23 protein-coding genes and 1 riboswitch are annotated in these 24252 nt (G+C 61.8%); of the genes, 11 read left to right on the forward strand and 12 right to left on the reverse strand.

What is annotated here, in order from left to right:
• Window positions 1-10: 10 nt before the first annotated feature.
• From ACP39K_RS01425 to ACP39K_RS01440, 4 genes are all read right to left on the reverse strand, one after another.
• Window positions 11-190: a hypothetical protein gene (locus ACP39K_RS01425; RefSeq protein ID WP_004938106.1), complete on the reverse strand. Its 180-nt coding sequence runs from the start codon at window positions 188-190 to the stop codon at window positions 11-13.
• Between the two features lie 107 nt (window positions 191-297).
• The gene (gene mgtS / locus ACP39K_RS01430) at window positions 298-390 is read right to left on the reverse strand and encodes a protein MgtS (RefSeq protein ID WP_004938109.1); all 93 of its coding nucleotides are present in this window, start codon (window positions 388-390) and stop codon (window positions 298-300) included.
• 129 nt (window positions 391-519) lie between these two features.
• Window positions 520-1542: a magnesium transporter gene (locus tag ACP39K_RS01435; protein ID WP_033640218.1), complete on the reverse strand. Its 1023-nt coding sequence runs from the start codon at window positions 1540-1542 to the stop codon at window positions 520-522.
• A 75-nt stretch (window positions 1543-1617) separates the two neighbouring features.
• Window positions 1618-1791: riboswitch (M-box (ykoK) riboswitch) on the reverse strand.
• Window positions 1792-1932: 141 nt separating this feature from the next.
• Window positions 1933-3552 carry an ABC transporter substrate-binding protein gene (locus ACP39K_RS01440; RefSeq protein WP_243810246.1) on the reverse strand — a complete coding sequence of 540 codons (1620 nt, stop codon included), beginning with the start codon at window positions 3550-3552 and terminating at the stop codon, window positions 1933-1935.
• Window positions 3553-3963: 411 nt separating this feature from the next.
• On the opposite strand from ACP39K_RS01440, the gene ACP39K_RS01445 reads away from it, so the two are divergent.
• Genes ACP39K_RS01445 through ACP39K_RS01455 form a run of 3 tightly spaced genes read left to right on the forward strand, consistent with a single transcriptional unit; the run spans window position 3964 to window position 7631 of the window.
• Window positions 3964-4980 carry an iron ABC transporter substrate-binding protein gene (locus ACP39K_RS01445; RefSeq protein WP_016927639.1) on the forward strand — a complete coding sequence of 339 codons (1017 nt, stop codon included), beginning with the start codon at window positions 3964-3966 and terminating at the stop codon, window positions 4978-4980.
• 33 nt (window positions 4981-5013) lie between these two features.
• The gene (locus ACP39K_RS01450) at window positions 5014-6597 is read left to right on the forward strand and encodes an ABC transporter permease (protein ID WP_033640216.1); all 1584 of its coding nucleotides are present in this window, start codon (window positions 5014-5016) and stop codon (window positions 6595-6597) included.
• Window positions 6594-7631 carry an ABC transporter ATP-binding protein gene (locus ACP39K_RS01455; protein ID WP_060445117.1) on the forward strand — a complete coding sequence of 346 codons (1038 nt, stop codon included), beginning with the start codon at window positions 6594-6596 and terminating at the stop codon, window positions 7629-7631. Before ACP39K_RS01450 ends, ACP39K_RS01455 begins: the two co-directional genes overlap by 4 nt.
• 32 nt (window positions 7632-7663) lie before the next feature.
• On the opposite strand, the gene ACP39K_RS01460 is transcribed toward ACP39K_RS01455, so the two are convergent.
• Window positions 7664-9160: an alpha/beta hydrolase gene (locus tag ACP39K_RS01460; protein ID WP_115116978.1), complete on the reverse strand. Its 1497-nt coding sequence runs from the start codon at window positions 9158-9160 to the stop codon at window positions 7664-7666.
• Window positions 9161-9381: 221 nt separating this feature from the next.
• On the opposite strand from ACP39K_RS01460, the gene ACP39K_RS01465 reads away from it, so the two are divergent.
• Window positions 9382-9630 (forward strand): CsbD family protein, encoded by a 249-nt coding sequence (locus ACP39K_RS01465; protein ID WP_016927634.1) that lies wholly within the window; start codon window positions 9382-9384, stop codon window positions 9628-9630.
• Window positions 9631-9867: 237 nt separating this feature from the next.
• A complete protein-coding gene (gene fusA / locus ACP39K_RS01470) occupies window positions 9868-11973 on the forward strand; it encodes an elongation factor G (RefSeq protein ID WP_089184651.1) in 2106 nt (701 codons plus the stop codon).
• A 27-nt stretch (window positions 11974-12000) separates the two neighbouring features.
• Here fusA and ACP39K_RS01475 read toward each other — a convergent pair whose 3' ends face one another.
• Window positions 12001-12969, reverse strand: a complete 969-nt coding sequence (locus tag ACP39K_RS01475) for a DMT family transporter (RefSeq protein ID WP_497008251.1) — start codon at window positions 12967-12969, stop codon at window positions 12001-12003.
• 98 nt (window positions 12970-13067) lie between these two features.
• Window positions 13068-13895 carry an AraC family transcriptional regulator gene (locus ACP39K_RS01480; protein ID WP_016927631.1) on the reverse strand — a complete coding sequence of 276 codons (828 nt, stop codon included), beginning with the start codon at window positions 13893-13895 and terminating at the stop codon, window positions 13068-13070.
• Window positions 13896-14092: 197 nt separating this feature from the next.
• Between ACP39K_RS01480 and ACP39K_RS01485 the strand changes: the two genes are divergently transcribed.
• Complete coding sequence (locus ACP39K_RS01485) at window positions 14093-15526, forward strand: NAD-dependent succinate-semialdehyde dehydrogenase (protein WP_016927630.1); 1434 nt, start codon at window positions 14093-14095, stop codon at window positions 15524-15526.
• 48 nt (window positions 15527-15574) lie between these two features.
• Here the strand turns inward: ACP39K_RS01485 and ACP39K_RS01490 are convergent, their stop codons facing one another.
• Genes ACP39K_RS01490 through ACP39K_RS01500 form a run of 3 tightly spaced genes read right to left on the reverse strand, consistent with a single transcriptional unit; the run spans window position 15575 to window position 18442 of the window.
• Window positions 15575-16477: an alpha/beta hydrolase gene (locus ACP39K_RS01490; protein ID WP_497008252.1), complete on the reverse strand. Its 903-nt coding sequence runs from the start codon at window positions 16475-16477 to the stop codon at window positions 15575-15577.
• Window positions 16467-17360, reverse strand: coding sequence for an alpha/beta fold hydrolase (locus tag ACP39K_RS01495; protein WP_497008253.1), 894 nt, complete (start codon window positions 17358-17360; stop codon window positions 16467-16469). The genes ACP39K_RS01490 and ACP39K_RS01495 overlap by 11 nt, the downstream gene beginning before the upstream one ends.
• A 26-nt stretch (window positions 17361-17386) precedes the next feature.
• The gene (locus tag ACP39K_RS01500) at window positions 17387-18442 is read right to left on the reverse strand and encodes a sugar phosphate isomerase/epimerase family protein (protein ID WP_089184653.1); all 1056 of its coding nucleotides are present in this window, start codon (window positions 18440-18442) and stop codon (window positions 17387-17389) included.
• A 140-nt stretch (window positions 18443-18582) separates the two neighbouring features.
• Here ACP39K_RS01500 and ACP39K_RS01505 point away from each other — a divergent pair, with 140 nt between their 5' ends.
• Window positions 18583-19173: a TetR/AcrR family transcriptional regulator gene (locus ACP39K_RS01505; protein ID WP_016927626.1), complete on the forward strand. Its 591-nt coding sequence runs from the start codon at window positions 18583-18585 to the stop codon at window positions 19171-19173.
• Here ACP39K_RS01505 and ACP39K_RS01510 read toward each other — a convergent pair.
• Together ACP39K_RS01510 and ACP39K_RS01515 are read right to left on the reverse strand one after the other, a co-directional pair.
• Window positions 19170-19472 carry a cupin domain-containing protein gene (locus ACP39K_RS01510; protein WP_060444733.1) on the reverse strand — a complete coding sequence of 101 codons (303 nt, stop codon included), beginning with the start codon at window positions 19470-19472 and terminating at the stop codon, window positions 19170-19172. The two genes, ACP39K_RS01505 and ACP39K_RS01510, sit on opposite strands and share 4 nt — an antisense overlap.
• A 78-nt stretch (window positions 19473-19550) precedes the next feature.
• On the reverse strand, window positions 19551-20483 hold the full coding sequence (locus ACP39K_RS01515; protein WP_033640207.1) for a LysR substrate-binding domain-containing protein: 933 nt from the start codon (window positions 20481-20483) through the stop codon (window positions 19551-19553).
• A gap of 169 nt (window positions 20484-20652) precedes the next feature.
• Between ACP39K_RS01515 and ACP39K_RS01520 the strand changes: the two genes are divergently transcribed.
• Genes ACP39K_RS01520 through ACP39K_RS01535 form a run of 4 tightly spaced genes read left to right on the forward strand, consistent with a single transcriptional unit; the run spans window position 20653 to window position 24199 of the window.
• Window positions 20653-21603 carry a branched-chain amino acid ABC transporter permease gene (locus ACP39K_RS01520; protein ID WP_060444732.1) on the forward strand — a complete coding sequence of 317 codons (951 nt, stop codon included), beginning with the start codon at window positions 20653-20655 and terminating at the stop codon, window positions 21601-21603.
• A gap of 10 nt (window positions 21604-21613) precedes the next feature.
• On the forward strand, window positions 21614-22726 hold the full coding sequence (locus tag ACP39K_RS01525; RefSeq protein ID WP_033640205.1) for a branched-chain amino acid ABC transporter permease: 1113 nt from the start codon (window positions 21614-21616) through the stop codon (window positions 22724-22726).
• Window positions 22723-23493 (forward strand): ABC transporter ATP-binding protein, encoded by a 771-nt coding sequence (locus tag ACP39K_RS01530; protein WP_033640204.1) that lies wholly within the window; start codon window positions 22723-22725, stop codon window positions 23491-23493. The genes ACP39K_RS01525 and ACP39K_RS01530 overlap by 4 nt, the downstream gene beginning before the upstream one ends.
• Window positions 23486-24199 carry an ABC transporter ATP-binding protein gene (locus ACP39K_RS01535; protein ID WP_016927620.1) on the forward strand — a complete coding sequence of 238 codons (714 nt, stop codon included), beginning with the start codon at window positions 23486-23488 and terminating at the stop codon, window positions 24197-24199. Before ACP39K_RS01530 ends, ACP39K_RS01535 begins: the two co-directional genes overlap by 8 nt.
• Window positions 24200-24252: the final 53 nt, after the last annotated feature.

A 24252-nucleotide genomic window follows, 5' to 3' on the forward strand; every position in this document is an offset into this window, starting at 1 on the left:
GGACGGTGATTTATTTTTTTACTTTAGAGGATAATTGCCAGACAAAGGCGATCAGCAGCATACTGCCAGAGAATGTCAGCATGAGGCTAGTAAGAAAATTGGATTTTCCGGTGGAATAAAAATAAATCTCATTAACGCCCACCGAGATCATTAAAATGGCGTAGAGCAATCCCAGAATAAGAATCGTCATTATTATCAACTCCCGTTTTAGGCTGCGCGTTCAGCGCGCCGCTAAATCCTCCCCATAATAAATAGCGATCGCGGGGAGGATGCATCTAGGCGGATCTTTAGCGTTCATCAATCATCCCATTTGGTGCTCATATAGGCCGCCAACAGGCCCAGCGAGCTGATCATTGCCAGGAATCCCATAAAAATAGTCATGTTTCCCATTATTTTGTCCTCAGGTTAAATGTTATCGATAAAAGCCCCTTGCGTTAAATATCGGGGTTGGTCGGCGTCCATGGTTTTTAACGTCCTCCTCAGGTTTGTCACATTCCCGCCCTTTACGGGCGGAGCGGTTTAAATACCCAAAACGTGCTGGGCGATTTTGAAATAAATAATCAGGCCGGTGCCATCGATAAAGGTGGCGATAAACGGCGCCGACACCACGGCAGGATCGATGCCGAGCCGTTTCAGCAGCATCGGAATGATCGATGAAACAATGGCGCTCCACACGGTGATCGCCACCAGCGACAGGCTGACGACCAGCGTCACCTCCATGCCGACGCCCATGATCCAGGCGCGCACCCAGGCCGCCAGGCCAATGGTGACGGCGATCAGCAGCGAGGTCGTGACCTCCTTGCGGATCACCGCGCCCAGATTGCGCAGGCTGACCTCGCCCAGCGCCATGGCGCGCACCAGCGTCGAGGTGATCTGGGTGCCGCTGTTGCCGCCGGTGCCGATCAGCAGCGGGATGAAGAACGCCAGCGCAATCGCCGCTTCGAGCTGATCTTCAAACGCTTTCAGCACGTTGCCGGTGTAAGCTTCGGCGACGAACAACATCAGCAACCACACCGAGCGTTTGCGCCACAGCGCCCACGGGCTGGTCTCCAGATAAGGCTTGTCCAGCGGCAGGCTCGCGCCCTGACGCTGCGCGTCTTCGGTGTTTTCATCTTCGACCAGCCGAGCGATCTCGCGCTCGCCCAGTACGCCGACCAGCGTGTTGTTGGCCACCACCGGCACCACGTCCAGCCCCCCTTTGCCCAGCAGATGCGCCACGTCGTTGCGGTCATCGTCGGGTGAAACCTGGAAATAGCTGTAATCCATCATCACGCCGACGGCTTTATCCTGTTCTTCGCACTGCAACAGTTTTTTCACCGACAGTGTGCCGCGCAGATGATAATCGTCCGCGGTAATAAAGACCCGGGTAGGAATTTCGTCCGTTTTGAGCTGTGAAAGTAAATATTCCCGGGCATGATTGACCGTCATCGTCGCGGGAACGGTAATAAAATCGGCGTTCATATAACCGGCGACCGAAGTTTCATCGAGAGTTTCAGTCGCGTTCAGCGCCGGAGAAGAAGAGTATTGATGTGACTTGATCATTTTGTCAGTCCCTATTTCTGTTGTGAACTTCAACAGCGAATCGCATAGGGGCGTAACCACAGAGGGAGTGCAGACTGCCTATCTCCGCGTCCAGGTTTTAGCACTATACAACGTATCCGAGCTGTTGCTCGGAAGTTACTTTGGGCTGAACCTTAATCCGATAAAGCCTGTCTTAACCTTGGGCATCTCTCGATGTCGTCAGATCAGTAACCTGTGTTTGTATAGGAGCCTCGCCAAACGAGATACTGCATATAAACTACCGGCGCAGTATAGGCGTTGTTTTATCCGGCGGGAAGAAAAGATTGCCCGTCGTTTATGGAGTATTTAGGATAATGTTATTAAACGGACATTTATAAAAACGGCTGATATAAATCAGCCGTCTTTTATTTTTCAGTGTGCGAGAATGTAGACGTTTTTATCGTATAAGGCGCCCTGACGAGTAAAGTCGATCCCCTTCACGTAAGGTTTGATGAGCGTGGCGTTGGCTTCGTAGTATACCGGCGCTACCGGCGTATCGACGGCCAGCACCGCCTCGGCCTGCTGGAAATATTGCTGCACCTGCTGCGGTGTCGGCGCCGCCGTCGCCTGGTGCAAAATGCGATCGTACGCCGGGTTGCGGTATTTGGGGCTGTTCTCGCTGCTGTCGGAACGGAACACGTTCAGGAAGGTAGAAGGATCGTCGTAATCCGCCAGCCAGCGGGTAAAGGCCACGCTGTACTGCCCGCGGTTGATATTGTCCAGCGTGACTTTGCGCTCCTGGCTTTGCAAGGTGGCCTCTGCGCCAAGGTTCTTTTTCCACATGGCGGCGGCGGCGATGACGATCTTCTTGATGGTGGCGTCATTGCTGTACAACACGGTAAAGCGCAGCGGATGCTCGGCGTTGAAACCGGCCTCCGCCAGCAGTTGCTTCGCCTGGGCGTGGCGTTGTTCCGGCGTCAAACCGGCAGCGGCGCCGGGCTGCAGGCGATAGCCGCCCGCGCCGGTCGGGGTAAAGGTCCAGGCCGGCTGCTGGCCGTATCCCAACACTTTGCCGGCGACGATCTCTTTATCCAGCGCCAGGTTCAGCGCCTGACGCACCCGCACATCGTTAAACGGCGCCTGCTGATTATTGAAAGCGAAATAACTGGTGGAGAGCAGCGGATAAGTCACCAGCTGTTGCTCGCCGAGCGTTTTTTTCAGTTGCTGATACAGCTCCGGCGGCGTGGTATACCCCAACTCAACCTCACCGGCGCGAAAACGCGCCACTTCCGGGAAGCCCTGGATCGGCAAGAAGGTTACCTTGTTGAGCACGGTATTGGCGTTATCCCAATACTGCGGGTTACGTTCCACCACCACCTTTTCGTTCACCACCCACTGGCTGAGGCGAAACGCCCCGTTGCCGACAAAGTGCGCCGGCTGCGTCCAGTTTTTGCCGTACTGCTCCACCACCTTGCGGTTAACCGGCAAAACCGGGAAATGCACCAGTTGCTTGAGCAGATAGGAATTGGGCTCCGACAGCGTCACCTGCAGAGTGTGCGCATCCAGCGCCTTGACGCCCAGCTCGCTCGGCGGTTTGCTGCCGGCGTTGATCGCTGCGGCATTCAGCACGTAGGCCGAAGCCAGATAGCTGCCGTACGGCGAGGCGGTTTTCGGATCGGTGAGGCGCCGCCAGCTGTAAACGAAATCGTCGGCGGTCACCGGGTCGCCGTTCGACCATTTGGCCTGCGGCCGCAGGTGGAAAGTCCAGACGTTGCCCTGATGCTCCCATTTCTGCGCCAGCGCCGGGATGGCTGCGCCGTCTTTTCCGACGCGCAGCAGACCTTCGAACAGATCGTTGAAGATATAGAACTCCACATTGCTCTCGGCCAGGTTCGGATCCAGCGTCGCCGGTTCATACCCGTTGGCCCGCACCAGCTCTTGCACCGCCGCCAGTTTAACGCCTGCCGGCACCTCGGCGGCATGGGCAGCCGTAGCGTTAAAAGCCAGGAGGATTAAACCAGCCAGTTTCTTGCCATTAAATGAATATTTCACGTCGATATCCCTGATTAGTGTTTTATCGCGTTTAATATGCAATGAGGCAGTGGAATAAATTAAATTATTAATCGCTATGAGTCATAACCAAAAGCGGTGTTGAATTTCTTTCATTATCAAAGAAGTACTGGCGACGGAACGATGAAGAACACGAGGATAAACGCGGAGACCGGCATTGCCGCCGGGAACGCCGTGAATCGGCGGTGACATAAATTCAGGCAATCAATATAGATTATTCCAGCCGAAGCTTAACGTATCCTTAGGGCAATTCATTTTGTGAGCGATCGTCAAAAATAATTTAATACGAATCGTTTTCACTATCATTATTGATGTTCTTGGCTAAAATCGGCCTGCTTGCGCTTGCCAGGCGATATTCGTTTTCTTCATTCGAACGCTAAAAAGGATAACTGCATGAAGCTGCGTATTTCATCTCTCGGCCCCGTCGCCCTGCTCGCCTCCTCGATGATGCTGGCCTTTGGCGCTCAGGCGGCCTCCGCCGACCAGGGCATCGTTATTTACAACGCCCAGCATGAAAATCTGGTGAAATCCTGGGTCGACGGGTTTACCAAAGACACCGGCATCAAAGTCACGCTGCGCAACGGCGGCGACAGCGAGCTGGGCAATCAGCTGGTGCAGGAAGGCAGCGCCTCGCCTGCCGACGTGTTCCTGACGGAAAACTCCCCGGCGATGGTGTTGGTGGATAACGCCAAGCTGTTCGCCCCGCTGGACGCCGCCACGCTGGCCCAGGTGGAACCACAATATCGCCCAAGCCACGGCCGCTGGATCGGCATCGCCGCCCGTTCTACCGTGTTTGTTTATAACCCGGCCAAACTCAGCGACGCGCAGTTGCCGAAGTCACTGCTGGATCTGGCCAAACCGGAATGGAAAGGCCGTTGGGCCGCTTCGCCATCGGGCGCCGATTTCCAGGCGATCGTCAGCGCGTTGCTGGAGCTGAAAGGCGAGAAAGCCACGCTGGCGTGGCTGAAAGCGATGAAAACCAACTTCACCGCCTATAAGGGCAACAGCACGGTAATGAAAGCGGTCAATGCCGGCCAGGTCGACAGCGGTGTGATCTATCACTACTACCCGTTCGTGGATGGCGCGAAAACCGGCGAAAACAGCAACAACATCAAGCTGTATTACTTCAAACATCAGGATCCTGGCGCGTTCGTCAGCATCTCCGGCGGCGGCGTGCTGGCTTCCAGCAAGCATCAGCAGCAGGCGCAGGCGTTCATCAAGTGGATCACCGGCAAACAGGGCCAGGAAATCCTGCGCACCAACAACGCCTTCGAATACGCCGTCGGCGTCGGCGCGGCCTCCAACCCGAAACTGGTGCCGCTGAAAGATCTGGACGCACCAAAAGTAGACGCCGCACAGCTGAACAGTAAAAAAGTTGTCGAACTGATGACCGAGGCCGGCCTGCTGTAAGGCCCGCCGGCAAACCGAGAGTTTTTGATCGTTATGTCAAACCTGAGTACCCACGCCGCGCAGACCGCGCGGCGTTATTCTGTTGTCCCCCGTCACCCGCGGCCAGGGGCGATCGTGGTGGTCAGCGCCGTGTTGCTGTCGCTGCTGGCGCTGTTGCCGCTGGGATTCGTTATCGGCGTGGCGTTTGAAACCGGCTGGCAAACGGTCAAAGCACTGGTTTTCCGCCCACGCGTGGCGGAACTGCTGTTGAATACTCTGTTGTTGGTGGTGTTGACGCTGCCGATCTGCGCCGTGCTGGGCGTGGCCCTGGCCTGGTTGACCGAACGCACCACGCTGCCGGGCCGCCGTCTCTGGGCGGTATTGGCGACCGCGCCGCTGGCGGTGCCGGCCTTCGTGCAAAGCTATGCCTGGATCAGCCTGGTGCCGTCGATGCACGGCCTGGGCGCCGGCGTTTTCATCTCGGTGCTCGCTTATTTCCCGTTTATCTACCTGCCGGCCGCCGCCGTGCTGCGCCGCCTGGATCCCGGTATCGAGGACGTCGCCACCTCACTCGGCTCGCGGCCGCCGGCGGTGTTTTTCCGCGTGGTATTGCCTCAATTGAAACTGGCGGTCTGGGGCGGCTCGCTGCTGATCGCGCTGCACCTGCTGGCGGAGTATGGCCTGTACGCCATGATCCGTTTCGATACCTTCACCACCGCGATCTTCGATCAGTTCCAGTCGACCTTCAACGGCCCGGCGGCCAACATGCTGGCCGGCGTGTTGGTGCTGTGTTGCCTGGGGCTGCTGTTGCTTGAGGCGATAAGCCGCGGCCGCGCGCGCTATGCCCGCGTCGGTTCCGGCAGCGCCCGCAGCCAAACGCCGCGCCGCCTTTCGCCGCCGCTCGCCGCGCTGGCGCTGCTGCTGCCGATCGCGCTGACCGCGCTGGCGTTGGGCGTGCCTTTCATCACCCTGGCCCGCTGGCTGTGGCTGGGTGGATTCGAGGTGTGGCGCAACGCCGAGCTGTGGCCCGCGCTGTGGCAAACGCTGTCGCTGTCCGCCGCTGGCGCGCTGCTGATCACGCTGTGCGCCATTCCGATGGCCTGGCTGTCGGTACGCTATCCGGCCCGACTGTATCGGGTGCTGGAAGGCTGCAACTACGTGACCAGCTCGCTGCCCGGCATCGTGGTGGCGCTGGCGCTGGTGACCATCACCATTCACAGCTTCAGGCCGATTTACCAGACCGAAATCACTCTGCTGCTGGCGTATCTGCTGATGTTTATGCCGCGGGCGCTAATCAATCTGCGCGCCGGTATCGCACAGGCGCCGGTGGAATTGGAAAACGTGGCGCGCAGCCTGGGCAAATCGCCGGCGCAGGCGTTGTGGAGCACCACGCTGCGGCTGGCGGCGCCGGGCGCCGCTGCGGGCGCGGCGCTGGTATTCCTGGCGATCGCCAATGAACTGACCGCCACGCTGCTGCTGGCGCCGAACGGCACCCGCACGCTGGCCACCGGCTTCTGGGCGCTGACCAGCGAGATAGACTACGTCGCCGCCGCGCCTTATGCGCTGATTATGGTGGCGCTGTCATTGCCGCTCACCTGGCTTCTTTATTCTCAATCTAAACGCACGGCGGGACTATGAGCACGCTCGAACTGCACGGTATCGGAAAATCTTACAACGCCATCAGAGTGCTGGAACACATCGACCTGCAGGTTGCCGCCGGCAGCCGCACGGCGATCGTCGGCCCTTCCGGCTCCGGCAAAACCACTCTGCTGCGCATCATCGCCGGCTTTGAAATCCCCGACGGCGGCCAGATCCTGCTGCAGGGACAAGCCATGGGCAACGGCGGCGGCTGGGTGCCTGCGCATCTGCGCGGCATCGGTTTCGTTCCGCAGGATGGCGCGCTGTTCCCGCATTTTACCGTCGCCGGCAACATCGGTTTTGGCCTCAAAGGCGGCAAGCGCGAGAAACAGCGGCGCATCGAGGCGCTGATGGAGATGGTGGCGCTGGATCGCCGTCTGGCGGCGCTGTGGCCGCACGAGTTGTCCGGCGGGCAGCAACAGCGGGTCGCGCTGGCGCGCGCCCTGTCGCAGCAACCCCGGCTGATGCTGCTGGATGAACCGTTCTCGGCGCTGGATACCGGCCTGCGCGCCGCCACCCGCAAAGCGGTGGCCGAACTGCTGACGGAGGCCAAGGTGGCATCGATTCTGGTCACCCACGATCAGAGCGAGGCGCTCTCGTTCGCCGATCAGGTGGCGGTGATGCGCAGCGGCCGGCTGGCGCAGGTGGGCGCGCCGCAGGATCTCTATCTGCGGCCGGTTGATGAGCCGACCGCCAGCTTCCTTGGCGAAACGCTGGTGTTGACCGCCGAACTGGCGCACGGCTGGGCCGACTGCGCACTGGGGCGCATCGCCGTCGACGATCGCCAACGCAGCGGCCCGGCGCGCATCATGCTGCGCCCGGAGCAGATTCAAATCGGTTTGTCCGATCCGGCGCAGCGCGGCCAGGCGGTGATCACCGGCATCGATTTCGCCGGCTTCGTCTCCACCCTCAATCTGCAAATGGCCGCCGACGGCGCGCAGCTCGAGATCAAAACCGTCAGCCGCGAAGGCTTGCGGCCCGGGGCGCAGGTCACTCTCAACGTGATGGGCCAGGCGCATATTTTCGCCGGCTGACTCTCTTAAGGCCGGGCTGCCCCCCGGCCTTCTCAGCGGCAAATCTTGTCGCGGCGCGGCTTTTTCGGCGCCAGCAGATAATCCACCACGCTTTCGTCAACGCAGCTGTCGATACCGTTCAGTGCCAGCGTATGTCCGTCGCGTTCGCGGGTGATCAGCGGGCTTTTAAAGGCGGCGGCCATCACCTGGGCGTTGCGGTATGGCGTGGTCGGATCGTAGCGCTGGGCGACGAACAGCAGCGGCGGCAGCGCGGCGGACGCCACCGGGGTGTGCGGCCGATCTTTGCCGCGGTACGGCCATAGATCGCACATTTCCAGCGGATACTCGTGTAGCGGCAGGTAGTGAGCGTACAAAGCGGCGGTATTGATCTCCTGCCGCTGCCTGCGCAACTGCTGCGGATCGGCCGTCGGGTTGGCGACGTCGGCGCAGGTGATGACGTTCAGGGCGTCATCGGCATCCGGCGAATAACTTTCGTCAATCAGATCGGAAACCTGCTGCCCGGCGATGCCGGCATCGAGTTGACGCAGCACGGTCGCCAGCTCATGCCAGCGCTCCGGCCACAGCAGCAGCGAACGCGTGACCGTCAGCACATCGTCGGCGGAGATTTCATACCCCGCGGCGGTAACGAACGGTTGATCGTGCAGCTTGCGCAGTAAGGCATGGTAGCGCTGCAGCGCCTGATTGGCGCCGCCGCCCAGCTGGCAGCTGTCGGTTTTGCCGCAGTAGGCGGCGAAGCGCAGGAAGCTTTGCTGAAACCCCCGTTCCTGGTTCAGCCGCTGGGTGAAATCGTCCTCCGCCAGATCCACCACCCCGTCCAACACCAGCGCGCGCGTTTTCTTCGGAAAACGTTCGGCATACAGCGCCGCCACCTTGGTGCCGTAAGAGTACGCCACCGCCGTCAGCCCCGGTTCGCCCAGCGCGTGGCGGATTGCGTTCAGATCGTTGACCGCCTCGTCGGTGCCGATGTGTTGCAACACGTCCGCGCCGGTTTGTTTGATGCAGGCGGCAATCAGGGCGCGCGTCTGATTCTCCGCACCGGCCACGTCGTTGTCGTCCGGCGTCGGGGTTTCGTCGCCTTCGGCCAGCTGGCAGGAGATTTTCGGCGTCGACTGACCGACGCCGCGCGGATCGTAACCGATGATGTCGTAGGATTTTCGCAGCTTGGCGACATGGGCGTCGTTGCCCAGATAGGGGTTGATGCCCGGCAGGCCCGGTCCACCGCTGATCATTACTACGCTGCCCTTTTTCGGCCCGGTGGCGGGCTGCAGGGTCAGCGCCAGACGCACGGTCTGTTCGCCCGCCTGCGCCGCATGGGCGGGCGGCGTGGCGTAGGCTAACGGCACCTCGAGGTAACCGCAGCGCAGCCCCGGCGGCGGCGCCTCATCGAACCAGCGCTGAAAACCGCTGTTGAGACAAGATTGCCAACGAATGCCGTTCTCGACCGCCGTGCCGTGAGCCGCCGGCTTGGCCAGGGCGGGCAACGCGGCGGCGGTCGCGGCGAGCAGCGCCAGAATACGCAGTACTGACATGGGGAGTCCTTTCAACTCAACGAATCGGTCAAAGGGTAAAGATTCTCGGTTAAACCGCTAGCCAATAGAACATAAAAAAACGCGCGGGTGAAGCCGACGCCGCGCGTATGGAAAGACTTTTCTTTGCTCAGATTGATCTTATAACGCACAGAATGCTGCAAAAAATGCCATTCACCTGCTAGGCTTAGGGTTCGTTAACCCACAAGGAACAGGAGAGCAGCATGTTTGGAAAAGCGGAAGACAAAGCCAATGAAGCCGCAGGCGCGGTACAAGAAGCGTTCGGCAAAGCCGTTGATTCGCCGGAGCATCAGGTGCGCGGCGCGGCGCGCAAATACGCCTCCCAGGCCAGCTATGCCGCCCGAGACGCGGCGGATAGCGTAAGAACCCAGGTGGAAGCCAACCCGCTGGCCGGCGTAGCCGTTGCGGCGGCGGTCGGCATCGTTTTCGGCTTCTTGCTGGGACGCAAATAAGCGGCGAACGCGCCGCTCGACAACAGGCCCGTTACGGGCCTTTTTTTCGCCCTTTCTTCGCCTGCGTGCAAACTTTCATCTATCACAGCCATCGCTTAAAAAAACCAACGCCTTCAACTACGATTAGTTTGTGACCAGAGCGAGGCTCTGCGATCCGGCGGATAACCCTATGAGGATTATCACCATTATCCATGCTGTTTAAGCCGCTCTCCTTCACGCGGCTAAGAAAGGTTGATTATGGCTCGCACCACCCCTATCGAACGTTACCGCAATATCGGCATCTCCGCGCATATCGATGCCGGCAAGACCACCACCACCGAGCGGATTCTGTTTTACACCGGGGTCAGCCACAAGCTGGGTGAAGTGCATGACGGCGCGGCGACCATGGACTGGATGGCGCAGGAACAGGAGCGCGGCATCACCATCACCTCGGCGGCCACCACCTGCTTCTGGAACGGCATGCAGCATAATTATCCGCAGCACCGCATCAATATCATCGACACCCCCGGGCACGTCGATTTCACCATTGAAGTGGAGCGCTCGATGCGCGTGCTGGACGGCGCCGTGATGGTCTATGACTCGGTGGGCGGCGTGCAGCCGCAGTCGGAAACCGTCTGGCGGCAGGCCAACAAGTACAAGGTGCCGCGGCTGGCGTTCGTCAACAAGATGGACCGCATCGGCGCGGACTTTTTCCGCGTACGCAAAATGATGATCGAGCGCCTCAAAGCCAATCCGGTGCCGATCGTTATTCCTATCGGCGCCGAAGACCATTTCAGCGGCGTGGTGGATCTGGTGCGGATGAAAGCCATTCTGTGGGACGAAGCCTCGCAGGGCATGAACTTCAGCTTCGAAGAGATCCCGGCAGAGCTGCGCGACTCGGCGCAGGAGTGGCGTGAAAATATGATTGAGGCCGCCGCCGAAGCCTCGGAAGAACTGATGGAGAAATACCTTAACCAGGTGCCGCTGAGCGAAGAGGAGATCGTTCACGGGCTGCGGGTGCGCACCGTCGCCGGCGAAATTCAGCCGATGCTGTGCGGGTCGGCGTTCCGCAACAAGGGGGTGCAGCGCATGCTGGACGCGGTGATCGAGCTGATGCCCTCGCCGCTCGACGTGCCGCCGATGGAAGGCCACGGCGAACACGATGAAATCATCACCCGCAAAGCCGACGATAATGAAAAATTCTCGGCGCTGGCGTTCAAGCTGATGACCGATCCGTTCGTCGGCCAACTCACCTTCGTGCGCGTCTACTCCGGGGTGCTGGCCAAAGGCAGCAGCGTTTACAACCCGATCAAGGGCAAAAAGGAACGCATCGGCCGCATCGTGCAAATGCATGCCAACGATCGTAAGGACATCGACGAGCTGCACGCCGGCGACATCGCCGCCTGCGTCGGCCTGAAGGACGTCACCACCGGCGATACGCTGTGCGACCCTGGCGCCATCATTACGCTGGAGCGCATGACCTTCCCCGAACCGGTGATCGCCCAGGCGATCGAGCCGAAAACCAAGGGCGATCAGGAGAAAATGGGCATCGCGCTGCAGCGGCTCTCTTCGGAAGATCCGTCGTTCCGCGTGCGTACCGATGAAGAATCCGGCCAGACCCTTATCTACGGCATGGGCGAGCTGCACCTGGAGATCATCGTCGATCGCATGCGCCGCGAGTTCGGGGTGGAAACCACCACCGGCAAGCCGCAGGTGTCGTACCGCGAAACCATCCGCAAACGGGTGGCCGACGTGGAAGGCAAGTTCGTGCGCCAGTCCGGCGGTAAAGGGCAATACGGCCACGTGGTGCTGACCGTCGAGCCGAACGAACCCGGCAAAGGCTTCGAGTTCTTCGATGAAATCAAGGGCGGCGTCATTCCCGGCGAGTTTATCCCGGCGGTGAAAAAAGGCGTGGCCGAGGCGCTGAACAACGGCGTGCTGGCCGGTTATCAGGTGGTGGACGTCAAGGTGCACCTGACCTTCGGTTCTTACCATGACGTCGACTCGTCGGAACAGGCGTTCCGCATGGCGGCGATCTTCGGCTTCAAGGACGCCTGCCGTCTGGCGGATCCGGTGATCCTTGAGCCGATCATGTCGGTGGAAGTGGAAACGCCGGAAGATTACGCCGGCAACGTGATGGGCGACCTCTCCTCACGCCGCGGTCTGGTGCAGGGCATGGAAGAGATCCCGGGCGGCGGCGGCAAGGAGATTCGCGCCAAGGTGCCGCTGTCCGAGATGTTCGGTTACTCGACCACCCTGCGTTCGATGTCGCAGGGCCGCGCCACCTACACCATGGAATTCAGTCACTACGCCGAAGCGCCGCGCAACGTGGCCGAAGAGATCATTCACCACAGCAAGCGTTAACCCTCACGCCCGCCGCCACGGCGGGCGTTATCTCGGTTTGTCTTCCAGCGCCACCACCACCGGCTGCGGCTTGATGCGCATGGCGTACACCACGCCGGCGATCAGACAGACGATGCCGGCCAGCGTCAGCAGCGGCGGCCAGGCCTGGCGCAGCAGAAAGGTATAGGCCAACCCCGCCAGAATTTCGAACACGATGAGCGGCCCCACCAACACCGTCGGCAGCCGCTGGCTGGCTTCGTTCCAGCACAGCGCCCCCAGCCAGGAGCAGAACACGCCAATAACCAGCATCAGCGGGATAAACACCTCGGGGCGCGGGCCGAACGGCAAGGCGAACGCCGGTTCGCTCAGCGCCAATTGGCCGCAGACCGCCAGATAGCCCAGCAGCGCCAGCGGCAGCGTCACCAGCCCTTGCGCCGTGGCCCAGGTGCCCGGCCGCTGCGTCGGATTCTCCCGCAGCCAGCGTGAATTGCGCAGCGGGAACCAGGTCCAGCACGCCACCGCCAACACGGCCAGCCCAAGACCGCTGAGATAGCGCCAGCCGTCGATCGGCACCGCATTGCCGCGCAGCTCGGCGACGTTCACGCACGCTAACCCGCAGACGATCAGCAGCAGCGCCGGCGCCAGCTGGCCCCAGGCCAGGCGCCCGTCATGCCGGCCGTAAAACAGATTGGCGCAAATGGCGATCACCACCGGCAAGGTGCCGATGATCATGGTCGACACCGGCGCCCCGGTGCGCTGAATGGCGCTGGCCAGGCACAGGTAGTACAGCAGATTGCCGATGGCCGTCAGCTTGAGCGCTTCCAGCCAATCCTGACGCCGCAGCTTGCGCAGACGGCGACGATCAAACCACGCCAGCGGCAAGGTAATCAGCCCAAAGGCCAGATAGCGCCCGGTGGACTGCAGCGCGGCGGGATAGTCCGGCACCAGCAGCGGGCCGACGAAAATCAGTCCCCACATCAGCCCGGCGGCCAGGGCAAACACAACGCCAATGAACATAACGACTCCGACAAACGGCCGGCGCGGCCAACCCGCCCGACAAGACAGCGGCAGAGTAGCGAAAACGCGGGGAGGAATTATTGTAGCAGGTTGCTGTTTTAGCCCAATTTCACCTGTTTCTGGAAACGCACCGGCGTGACACCGTAACGATTGGCGAAGGCGCGCGTCAGGTGCGCCTGATCGGTCAACCCCGCCGCCGCCGCCACCTGTGCGGCGGGCATGCCGCGCTCCAGCATGCGTTTGGCCTGCGACAGCCGGATCGCCATCAGCATCTGCTGCGGCGAGACGTGGTATTCGGCCTTGAACTTGCGCAGGAAATGGTACGGGCTGAGCGACACCAGCTCGGCCAGTTGGTTAAGGGTCACGGCCTCGGCGAAGTTATCGCGCAGATAGCTTTTCACCACCTCGAAACGGTGCGCCGCCTCGGCTTTTTCCCGCTGCCCGGTGCGGATGTGCGGGTGCAACAGCTCGACGGCCTCCAGCAGCAGGCCATCGAGCGTGAGCGGATCGTCAGTTTGCCACAGCGTGGCGAGAATGGCGGACAGGCGCTGCGCCGCCCGCGGATCGTGGCGCACCGCCTCGGTAAACCACTGGCTCCGATCGCCGGACAGCTGCTCCAGCGCCTCGGGCGCCAGATAGAGCATGCGGTAACACCAACCGCCCGGCGTTTCGGCTTCGCCGGTATGCAGCTCATCAGGATTCATCAGCACCAGCGCGCCCGGCGCAGCCAGGTGCTGCGCCCCGCGATAGCGAAAACGCTCCGCCCCGGCATCCACGGTGCCGATGGCGAAGGCGTCATGGGTATGCGGCTCGAAGGCATAGCGTTCGATATGCGCCTGATAGAGTTCGACGCCGGGCAGATGCGACAAATGCCGGAACTGCGCGCAATCCTTTTCGAACGGAAACTGTTGTGGTACCCCTTGCACCCGACCTCCTCATCCGTGCTGACAATCTGCTCAGCATAGCCAAAACATCGCCGATTGAGTAGCCGCTCTGGTCCTTTCGTGCCCCTCGCCTGGACGATCGCCGCCATTCGGCGTAGGGTTAAGGTCCCTGTCCCATTCAGGCGCGCCGCATCGCGAAACTCAGCGGCCCCTGACCACTCCGCAAACAAGAGGCAACAATGTATCCGGATACTCAACTGTATATCGATGGACAATGGCGCAATGCGCTGGCCGGGAAAACCCTGCCTGTCACCAACCCCGCCAGCGACGAGGTAATCGGTCAGGTGGCGCACGCCGCCACAGAGGATCTCGATCTGGCGTTGGCCGCCACCGCGCGCGGGTTTAACGTCTGGCGCGACACCGCCGCGCACCAGCGCGCCAACCTGATGCGTAAAGCCGCTGCGCTGCTGCGCGAACGCGCCGACGCCATCGCCGCCATCATGACGCAGGAACAGGGTAAGCCGGTGGCGCAGGCCAAAATCGAGATTCTCAACGCCGCCGACGTTATCGACTGGTTCGCCGGCGAAGCCACCCGTACCTACGGGCAGATTATTCCGTCCCGCGCTCGCGACGTGCAGCAGCAAACCCTGAAACTGCCGGTCGGCCCGGTAGCCGCCTTCACGCCGTGGAACTTCCCGATTAACCAGATCGTGCGCAAGCTGTCCGCCGCGCTGGCGGCGGGCTGTTCCATCATCGTCAAAGGCCCGGAAGAAACGCCGGCCTCACCGGCAGAGCTGATCAAAGCCTTCGCCGACGCCGGTATCCCAGCCGGGGTGATCGCGCTGGTGTACGGCACCCCGGCGGAAATCTCGGAATACCTGATCCCGCATCCGACCATTCGCAAGATCTCCTTCACCGGCTCCACCCGCGTGGGCAAGCATCTGGCGGCGCTGGCCGGCCAGCATATGAAAAAGGCCACCATGGAGCTGGGCGGCCACGCGCCGGTGCTGATCTTCGACGACGCCGATCTCGACGCGGCGGCCAAAGAGCTGGCGCAGTCCAAGTTCCGCAACGCCGGCCAGGTCTGTATCGCCCCGACCCGCTTCCTGATCCAGCAAGGCGTTTACGAGGCCTTCGTGGAGAAATTTACCGCCGCCGTGCGTGAGCTCAAGCTCGGCAACGGGCTGGAAGACGGCGTGACGATGGGGCCGATGGTGCTGAGCCGCAGCGTCGACAATATCGAGGCGCTGGTGCAGGACGCTATCGCCCATGGGGCGAAGGCCAGCACCGGCGGCAAACGCGTGGCGGGCAAAGGCAACTTCTTCGAACCGACGGTGCTGCGTGATGTGCCGCTGAGCGCACGCGCCATGTCGGAAGAGCCGTTTGGCCCGGTCGCCCTGCTGCGCCCGTTCGCCACTTATGACGAGGCGATCGCCGAAGCCAACCGCCTGCCGTACGGCCTGGCCGCCTACGCTTACAGCCGCAACATCGCCACCGTCAATGCGCTGGGGCGCGACGTGGAGAGCGGCATGCTGAGCATCAACCACATCGGTTTCGGCCTGCCGGAAACGCCGTTTGGCGGCGTGAAAGACTCCGGTCACGGCACCGAAGGCGGCAGCGAAGCGATCGAGTCCTACCTGGAAACGCGCTTTGTCACCGTCGCCGGCCGATAATCGCCCGGCGGATGAATAGCCAGAAGCCCCGCAATGCGGGGCTTTTTTTTACTCGCGAGCCAGTTCGAACAGCCGCCGCGCCGCCGGGGTCAGCCCCAGCATGTGAATGCAGGCATGCACCATGCCCGGCAACCGTTCGCAGCGCACGGTCACCCCCGCCTCACGCAGCCGCTGTGCATACTGTTCGGCCTCATCGCGCAGCGGATCATATTCGCAGCTCAGGATGGCGGCCGGCGGCAATCCGCGCAGCGTGGCGGCATGCAACGGTTCCGCGCCGGGATCGCGCCGCTGGCCCAGATACTGCTGCCAACAGAACACCATCGCGTCGCGCGTCAGAAAGTGCTCCTCGGCAAACTCGCGATAGCTCTTCGTCGCCATTTCGCGGCTGAGCGCCGGGTACAACAGCAGTTGACGTTCAATGTACGGGCCGCCGCGATCCCGCGCCAACAGTGCGACCGCCGCCGCCAGATTGCCCCCGGCGCTATCACCGCCCACCGCCAGGCGCTTCGCGTCAATCCCCAACTGCGGCGCCCGTTGCGCCACCCAGCAGAGCGCCTGATAGACATCTTCCAGCGGCTGTGGAAACGGGTATTCCGGCGCCAGACGATAGTCAACCGACAGGATCACCCGGCCGGTGGCGTTAGCCAACGCCTGACAGGGCCGATCGTACAACGCCAGTGAGCCGAGGCACCAGCCGCCGCCGTGGGCGAACAGCATCGCCGGCTGCGCGTTCGCGCCGTTTTCCCCCGCCGGTAGATAGGCGCGCAGCGTCATCCGGTGTCCATCGGCGGTGACCACCGTATAGTCCCTGACGCCGCCGCTCGGTTCCGCCTCGCCCTGCAGCTGGCGTAAACCGGTTTCCGTGGCCGCGCGCATTGCCGCCAGCGAAGCGGGCGGCGGCACGGCGGCCGACGCCGTCAAAAAGGCGGCGATGCGTTCATCAAGCGGCATGCTGCTCTCCCGCCAGGAACGGCGTAATCAGCGCGATAAACGCCTCATGACACTCCTCGGTGATGAAATGCCCGCAGCCGGCGACCGTTTCGCCTCGCAGATCGTGCGCATTGCCCCGAAGCGTGGTCAGCGGCGCATCGCCGGTGGCGTGCTCCGCTCCCACCGTCAACACCGGCATCGTCAAGGGCGTAGCGGCGCGCAGCCGGTTCTGGCGAACGGTTTCCGGGATCGCTCGGTAATAGTCGAATCCGGCGCGCAGGCCGCCCGGCGCCGAATAGGCGGCGATATACACCTGCGCCGCTATCCGATCGCGCCGATAGGACCAGCGGTTGAAGATATAGCCAAGATACTCCCGCTCGCGCCCCTGGGTCAGGGCCTCCGGCAAATCCGTCAGCTGGTTGAACATGAAATGCCACAGGAAGATATTCTCCTCCGGCGCGACGAAAATCGGCGGCGGCGGCGCCAGCCCGGGGATCACCGCCTCCGTCAGCACCAGACGCTCCACCGCCTGCGGGAAGTCGCTCGCCATGGCGTAACCGATCCACATGCCGATGTCGTGGCCGACCAGTTGGTAACGCTCATGGCCCAGCAGCAACATCATCGCGTGCAGCGCCGCGCCGATGCTGCCGGTGTCGTAGCCGCCAGCGGGCTTGTCAGAATCGCCGATGCCCGGCGGATCGACGGCGATCGCCTGAAAACCGGCCGCCGCCAGCGCTTGCATCACATGGCGCCAGGTGTACCAGGTTTGCGGCCAGCCGGGGATCAGCAGTACCGGCCGCCCTTCACCGGCCACCACGCAGTGAATGCGCCGGCCGTTGACCTGGAGATAGACGTGTTCCGCCGCGAGATCCGCCAACGGGATCTCGTTCTGTCGATATTGCATGGGGTGACTCCCTGAAAGGTTAAGGCTCAGCGAATGCCGAGCAAGGCATTGATCTGTTGTGGGTTGACCGGCGCGCCGGCGAAGTCGTCGAACACTTTGTCGGTGACGCGGATAATGCGATCGCGAATGAAGGCCGCGCCTTCGCGCGCGCCGTCCTGCGGATTTTTCAGGCAACATTCCCACTCCAGCGTCGCCCAGCCCAAATAGCCGTACTGCGTCAGGCGCGAAAAGATGCCGTTGAAATCGACCTGGCCGTCGCCCAACGAGCGGAAACGGCCGGCACGATCGACCCAGGATTGATAGCCGCCGTAAATGCCCTGGCGACCGGTCGGATTGAACTCGGCGTCCTTGACGTGGAACATGCCGATAACATCCTTATAGATATCGATAAATTCCAGATAGTTAAGCTGCTGCAGCACCATATGGCTCGGATCGAACAGCACCCGGCAACGCGGGTGGTTGCCGACGCGCTCAAGAAACCTCTCGAACGTCACGCCGTCGTGCAGATCCTCACTCGGGTGAATTTCATAACACAGGTTGATGCCCTGTTCTTCGCAGGCATCGAGCACCGGCAGCCAGCGTTTGGCGAGTTCGTCGAACGCGGTGTCGATCAATCCTTCCGGGCGCTGTGGGAACGGGAACAGATAGGGCCAGGCCAGCGAACCGGAAAAGGTGCCCAGCTCGCTGAGCCCGAGCCGCGCCGACGCCTTCACCGCCAGCAGCATTTGCTGCCGCGCCCACTCGCCGCGCGCCTGCGGATTGCCCTGCAGCGCCGGCGGCGCGAAGCTGTCAAACAGCGCATCGTAAGCCGGGTGTACCGCCATCAGCTGGCCGAAGATATGGCTGGTCAATTCACTGACCACCAACCCCTGCTCCGCCAACATCCCGGTCAGATCGTCGCAGTAAGTTTGGCTTTCCGCGGCGGTGGCCACGTCGAATAAACGCCGATCCCAGGCCGGGATCTGCAAGGCGGTAAACCCGGTTTGCGCCGCCCACTCGGCGATGGCCGGCAGGCTGTTGAACGGCGCTGTCTCATCGCTGAACTGCGCGAGATGCAGGCTTGGACCTTTGAGGGTTTTCATCGTAAACTCCTATTGGTTGTCGATTGACAAACAATAGGAGCAAAGCGAATTGACCGCAAGCGAAATTTATAAAGACATTGGTATTCCCGTCGATTTAAGCGATCCTATGTCGCTGAATGACAGGTAAATTGGAGCAGCGAATGGCAGGCAGACCGCGTGAGTTCGATCGCGAACAGGCGCTCTTGAAGGCGCGAAACTTATTCTGGCGGCAAGGTTACGAAGGCACCTCGATGTCGGATCTGGTGGCGGAATTGGGCATTGCTTCCGCGCGCATCTACAAGGCGTTCGGCTCCAAAGAACAGCTGTTCCGCGAGGCGATCGCCAGTTACGAAGCCGAGGAAGGCGGCTTCGCCGATCGCGCCTTCGCACAGGAAAGCGGCATTCGCCCGGCGATCCAACGTATGCTGGAAGATGCCGTGCGCCTCTACAGTCGGCCGGATCTGCCGCAGGGCTGCATGGTGGTCTCCGCCGCCGCCAGCGTCAGTGCGGAAAACGATGGGCTCAAAACCTGGCTGGCAGAGCATCGGTTGCAACGTACGCAGCAGATCGTCGAACGGCTGCGGCAGGCGGTGCAAACCGGTGAATTGCCCGCCGACACCGACGCTGACAGCCTGGGGGACTACTTCGCCGTCTTCCTGCACGGGCTGTCGATTCAGGCGCGTGACGGCGTCACTGAAACGCGACTATTGGATGCGGTAAAGGTGGCGCTGACGGTACTGGGCGACGCTTAATCCTCCGGCAGATCGACAATCACCAGCGTGCCTTCGCTGCCCGGCAATACGCGGTGCGGTACGCCGGCCTCGGCCTGATACAGCTGGCCGGCCCGCACCACCACCTCTTCCCCCGCCACCTGCAGCCGCAGGTGGCCGCTGATCACCAGCAACCCTTCGCTGTAATCATGCACTTCATCCGCAATGCTGCGCGCATCCATACGCAGCACTTTGATGTTGGCCGCACCGACGCGGCCCAGCACGGAGGAACGCCAAGCCTCGGGCAGTTCGGCCGCCTGCTGGTTTAAATCGAACAGCATCGTCATACCTTATCGCTACAGAGGAACCGGCACTCTACTGCAAAGCCGTCACCTGCTGAAAGACGCGTTGGTTGTAGATTATGCCCCGGCGTTCTGAGCCGCCGCCTCACGGCGCAGCCACTGCCGCAGATTTTCGCCCTCCTGCGACAGCTCACTATCCAGCCGAGCGCACAGGTAATAATCGCGGCCGTCATCGATCGGCAGATCGAACATTTTGATCAACTCACCGCTCTCAAGGTACTGGGCGATTAACGGTTCACGCATCAACGCGCACCCTAATCCCGCCTGTACCGCCGCCAACGTCAACAATCCATCCTCGAACATCGGGCCGATACTGCGCGGCGGGCGCTTGACCCCGGCCTGCTGAAACCATTGCATCCAGGTATTGCGTTCCTCGTCGTGCAGCAGCGGCAGCGTCGCCAGTTGATCCGGCGTATCGAGCAAACCGTGCAGTTTACTAAATGCCCGGCTGCACACCGGCACCATTTTGCCGGACATCAGCTTCTCGCTGCGATAGCCGGTCCACTGCCCGACCCCGAAGCGGATCGACAGATCGGCGGCGTCGCTCAGGTAATTGCGGTGGTTGGCGTAGACCACATTGATGTCGATATCCGGATTTTCACGCAGAAAGCCGCGCAGCCGCGGAATGAACCACCCCATGCCGAACAGCGGGATCAGACTGATGGTCACCTGCCGCGACGCGGATTGTTCACGCACGTGTTCGGTCGCCTGGCGCAGCACGTTGAACGCCGAGCGAATCGAACGGTAGTACTCCCGCCCCTCGCTGCGCAACACCAGGTTACGCCCCTGCCGTTCGGTCAACGGCATCTGCAAAAATGCCTCCAGCGTTTTGAGTTGATGACTGACCGCCGAAGGCGAAATCATCAGCTCGTTAGCCGCCGCGCTGATCCCCCCCAGGCGCGCGATGGCCTCGAACGCCCGCACGGCGCGCAGCGGCGGATCGTTCGGCAGCATCGGCAACGGCTCATCATACTGTTCTGTTTTTTTCATATATTGACTGTTTTTGGGAAATGGACACTGAAGGAATGGATTTAATATACATAAAAATCAATGTATTAAACACACTCGTTTTTTATATAAGAAAGTATTTTTCCGTATTTTACAATTTTTTTAAATTCTCTACTGTGAGCCTCTGACTCATTATCTCCGGACTCTCCTTATGGATACGCTGGTACAGCAAACCGTCAACGGTTTGATGCTCGGCAGCATTTATGCGCTGATCGCGCTCGGCTACACCATGGTGTACGGCATCCTGCGCATCATCAACTTCGCGCACGGCGACGTGCTGATGGTCGGGGCGCTGAGCGCGCTGTCGGCGATCGGGGTGTTGCAGCACCACTTTTCCGCTTTACCGCCCTACGCCACGCTGCTGCTGGCGGCCCTGTTCGCCATGGCTATCTGCGCCATCACCTCGATGGCGATCGAGCGCCTGGCCTATCGCCGGCTGCGTAATGCGCCGCGCCTGGCCCCGCTGATCAGCGGCATCGGCGTGTCACTGCTGCTGCAAACCCTGGCGATGCTGATCTGGTCACGCAATCCCCTGATGTTTCCGCAGCTGTTGCCGATGGCGCCCATTGCCCTGACCGCAGGCAGCGCCGAACATGCGCCGGCGGTGATCACCGGCACGGCGATCGTCACGCTGGCGGTGGCCGTGGCGGTGATGGCCGGCCTCTGGCTGCTGGTCGAACACAGCCGTTTCGGCCGCGCCATGCGCGCCACGGCGGAAAACCCGCAGGTCGCCGGCCTGATGGGCATCAGTCCTGACCGCATCATCGTTCTGACCTTCGCGCTCGGCGGCGCGTTGGCGGCGGTGGCCGGCATCATGATGGCCAGCAACTACGGCAACGCCGGTTTCTCGATGGGCTTTCTGCCGGGCATCAAGGCGTTTACCGCCGCCGTGCTCGGCGGCATCGGCAACCTGCGCGGCGCGATGCTTGGCGGTTTGCTGCTGGGTCTGTTCGAATCGCTGGGCACCGGCTATCTCGGCGAGCTGACCGGCGGCGTGTTCGGCAGCAACTACCAGGACGTGTTCGCGTTTCTGGTGCTGATCGCCGTGCTGGTCTTCCGCCCCTCCGGGCTGTTGGGCGAACGCATCGCCACGCGCGCATAAGGACATCACGATGACCGTTTTGACTCCCCCCGTTCCTCTGACCACGCCGCGTCGCGCCGGGCTGGGGCTGACGCTGTTCATTCTCGCCCTGCTGCTGGCGCCTTGGGTGGCGGGCGCCGCCGGCGGCAACTACTGGGTGCGGGTCGTCGACTTCGCCCTGCTGTATCTGATGCTGGCGCTCGGGCTGAACATCGTGGTGGGCATGACCGGGTTGCTGGACATGGGCTTTATCGCCTTTTACGCGGTCGGCGCCTATCTCGCCGCGCTGCTGTCGTCACCGCATCTGACGCAACAGTTCCCGCTGCTGCTGCAGTGGTTCCCCGACGGGCTGCATCTGCCGATGCTGTGGCTGATCCCGCTGGCGGCGCTGCTGGCGGCGGTATGCGGCATCCTGCTCGGCGCGCCGACGCTGCGGCTGCGCGGCGACTATCTGGCGATCGTCACGTTGGGATTCGGCGAGATCGTGCGCATTTTGATGCGCAACCTCGATCGTCCGGTCAATCTCACCAACGGCCCCAAAGGCATTTCTGGCATTGACCCGGTCAGCCTGTTCGGCCTGAGGTTTTCCGGCATGCACGAGTGGTTCGGCGTGCGTTTTTCCGGCCTGTACCTCTATTACTATCTGTTCGCCGCGCTGCTGCTGGCGATCCTGTTCATCAGCCTGCGGTTGCAAAACTCGCGCATCGGCCGTGCGTGGACAGCGATCCGCGAAGATGAGGACGCCGCGCGGGCGATGGGCATCAACACCCGCAACTTCAAGCTGCTGGCCTTCGCTATCGGCGCCACCTTCGGCGGCGTGGCCGGCGCGTTGTTCGCCGCGTTTCAGGGCTTCGTGTCGCCGGAATCGTTCACCCTGCAGGAATCGATCGCCGTACTGGCGATGGTGGTGCTCGGCGGCATGGGGCACATCCCCGGCGTGATCCTGGGCGCGCTGCTGCTGGCCGCCCTGCCGGAGCTGCTGCGCAGCAGCATGGGACCGCTGCAGCAGGCGCTGTTCGGCCAGGTGCTGATCGATCCGGAAATCATCCGCCAACTGTTTTACGGCCTGGCGCTGATCCTGGTGATGCTGTATCGCCCGGCGGGCCTGTGGCCGGCTCGCCATGCCGGGAGGACCGCCGCATGACGCCGCTGCTTGCTTTAAATCACGTCAGCAAACGCTTCGGCGGCCTGACGGCGGTGGATGACGTCAGCATGAGCATCCGCCAAGGGGAAATCTACGGCCTGATCGGGCCGAACGGCGCCGGCAAAACCACCTGCTTCAACCTGATCACCGGCCTGTATCGCGCCGATGAAGGCGAGTTCAGCCTGTTGGGCCAGCGCTATAAACCCCAGGCGATCGACAAAGTGGCGCAGGCCGGCATTGCCCGCACCTTCCAGAACCTGCGGTTGTTCAACGAAATGAGCGTGCTGGAAAATGTGATGGTCGGCTGCCACGTGCGCACCCGCAACGGCCTGTGGGCGGCGATCGCTCGCCACCGGCGCGCCAAGGCAGAGGAACAGGCGGTGCGCGATAAATCCCATGCGCTGCTGGAGTACGTCGGCATCAGCCAATTCGCCCATTACCGCGCCGGCGATCTCGCCTATGGCCACCAACGCCGCCTGGAGATTGCCCGCGCGCTGGCGACCGAACCCCGGTTGCTGGCGCTGGACGAGCCGGCGGCCGGCATGAACGCCGGTGAAAAAGTAGCGCTGCGCGAGCTGCTGCTGCGCATCCGCGACAGCGGCAAAACGCTGCTGCTGATCGAACACGACGTCAAGCTGGTGATGGGCCTGTGCGATCGCCTGACGGTGCTGGACTACGGCAAAGCGATCGCCGAAGGCGAACCGGCGCAGGTGCGGCGCGAACCGGCGGTCATTCAGGCCTATCTGGGAGGCGGCGCGCATGTCTGAAGCCCTGCTGAGCGTTAAACGTCTCAAAGTGTCTTATGGCGGCATTCATGCGGTCAAAGGCATCGATTTCACGGTGAACGCCGGCGAACAGGTGACGCTGATCGGCGCCAATGGCGCGGGCAAGACCTCCAGCCTGCGAGCGCTGACCGGCCTGCAGCCGTTCGAAGGCGACATCCTGTTCGACGGTTGCTCGATTCGCGGCGCGCCGCCGCACCGGTTGCTGCAACGGGGGCTGGTGATGGTGCCTGAGGGACGCGGCATTTTCACCCGTTTGACGGTGCGGGAAAATCTGCAGCTCGGCGCCTATGCGCGGCGTGACAAATCGGCGGTGCGGCAAGATTTCGAACGGGTGTGCGCCACCTTCCCGCGGCTGAGCGAGCGCCTGCACCAACCGGCCGGGCTGCTTTCGGGCGGTGAACAGCAGATGGTGGCGATGGGCCGCGCGCTGCTCAGCCGCCCGCGGCTGCTGATATTGGACGAACCCTCGATGGGGCTGGCGCCGATTGTGGTGGAAGCCATTTTCACGGTCATCAAGCAGTTAGCCCGTGACGGCGTCACGCTGCTATTGGTCGAGCAGAACGCGCGCCTGGCGCTGGAGTCCACCGATCGCGCCTACGTGTTGGACAGCGGCAGCCTGAGCCACAGCGGCCGTTCCGCCGAGATGCTGGACGATGAAAAAATCAAACAGATCTATTTGGGTGAATAACCGTTGTTTCTTTTAACCGCACCAGGAGTATGACATGCAACAGAGCATTCGCA

The sequence above is a fragment of the Serratia sp. EC4 genome (assembly GCF_059652115.1).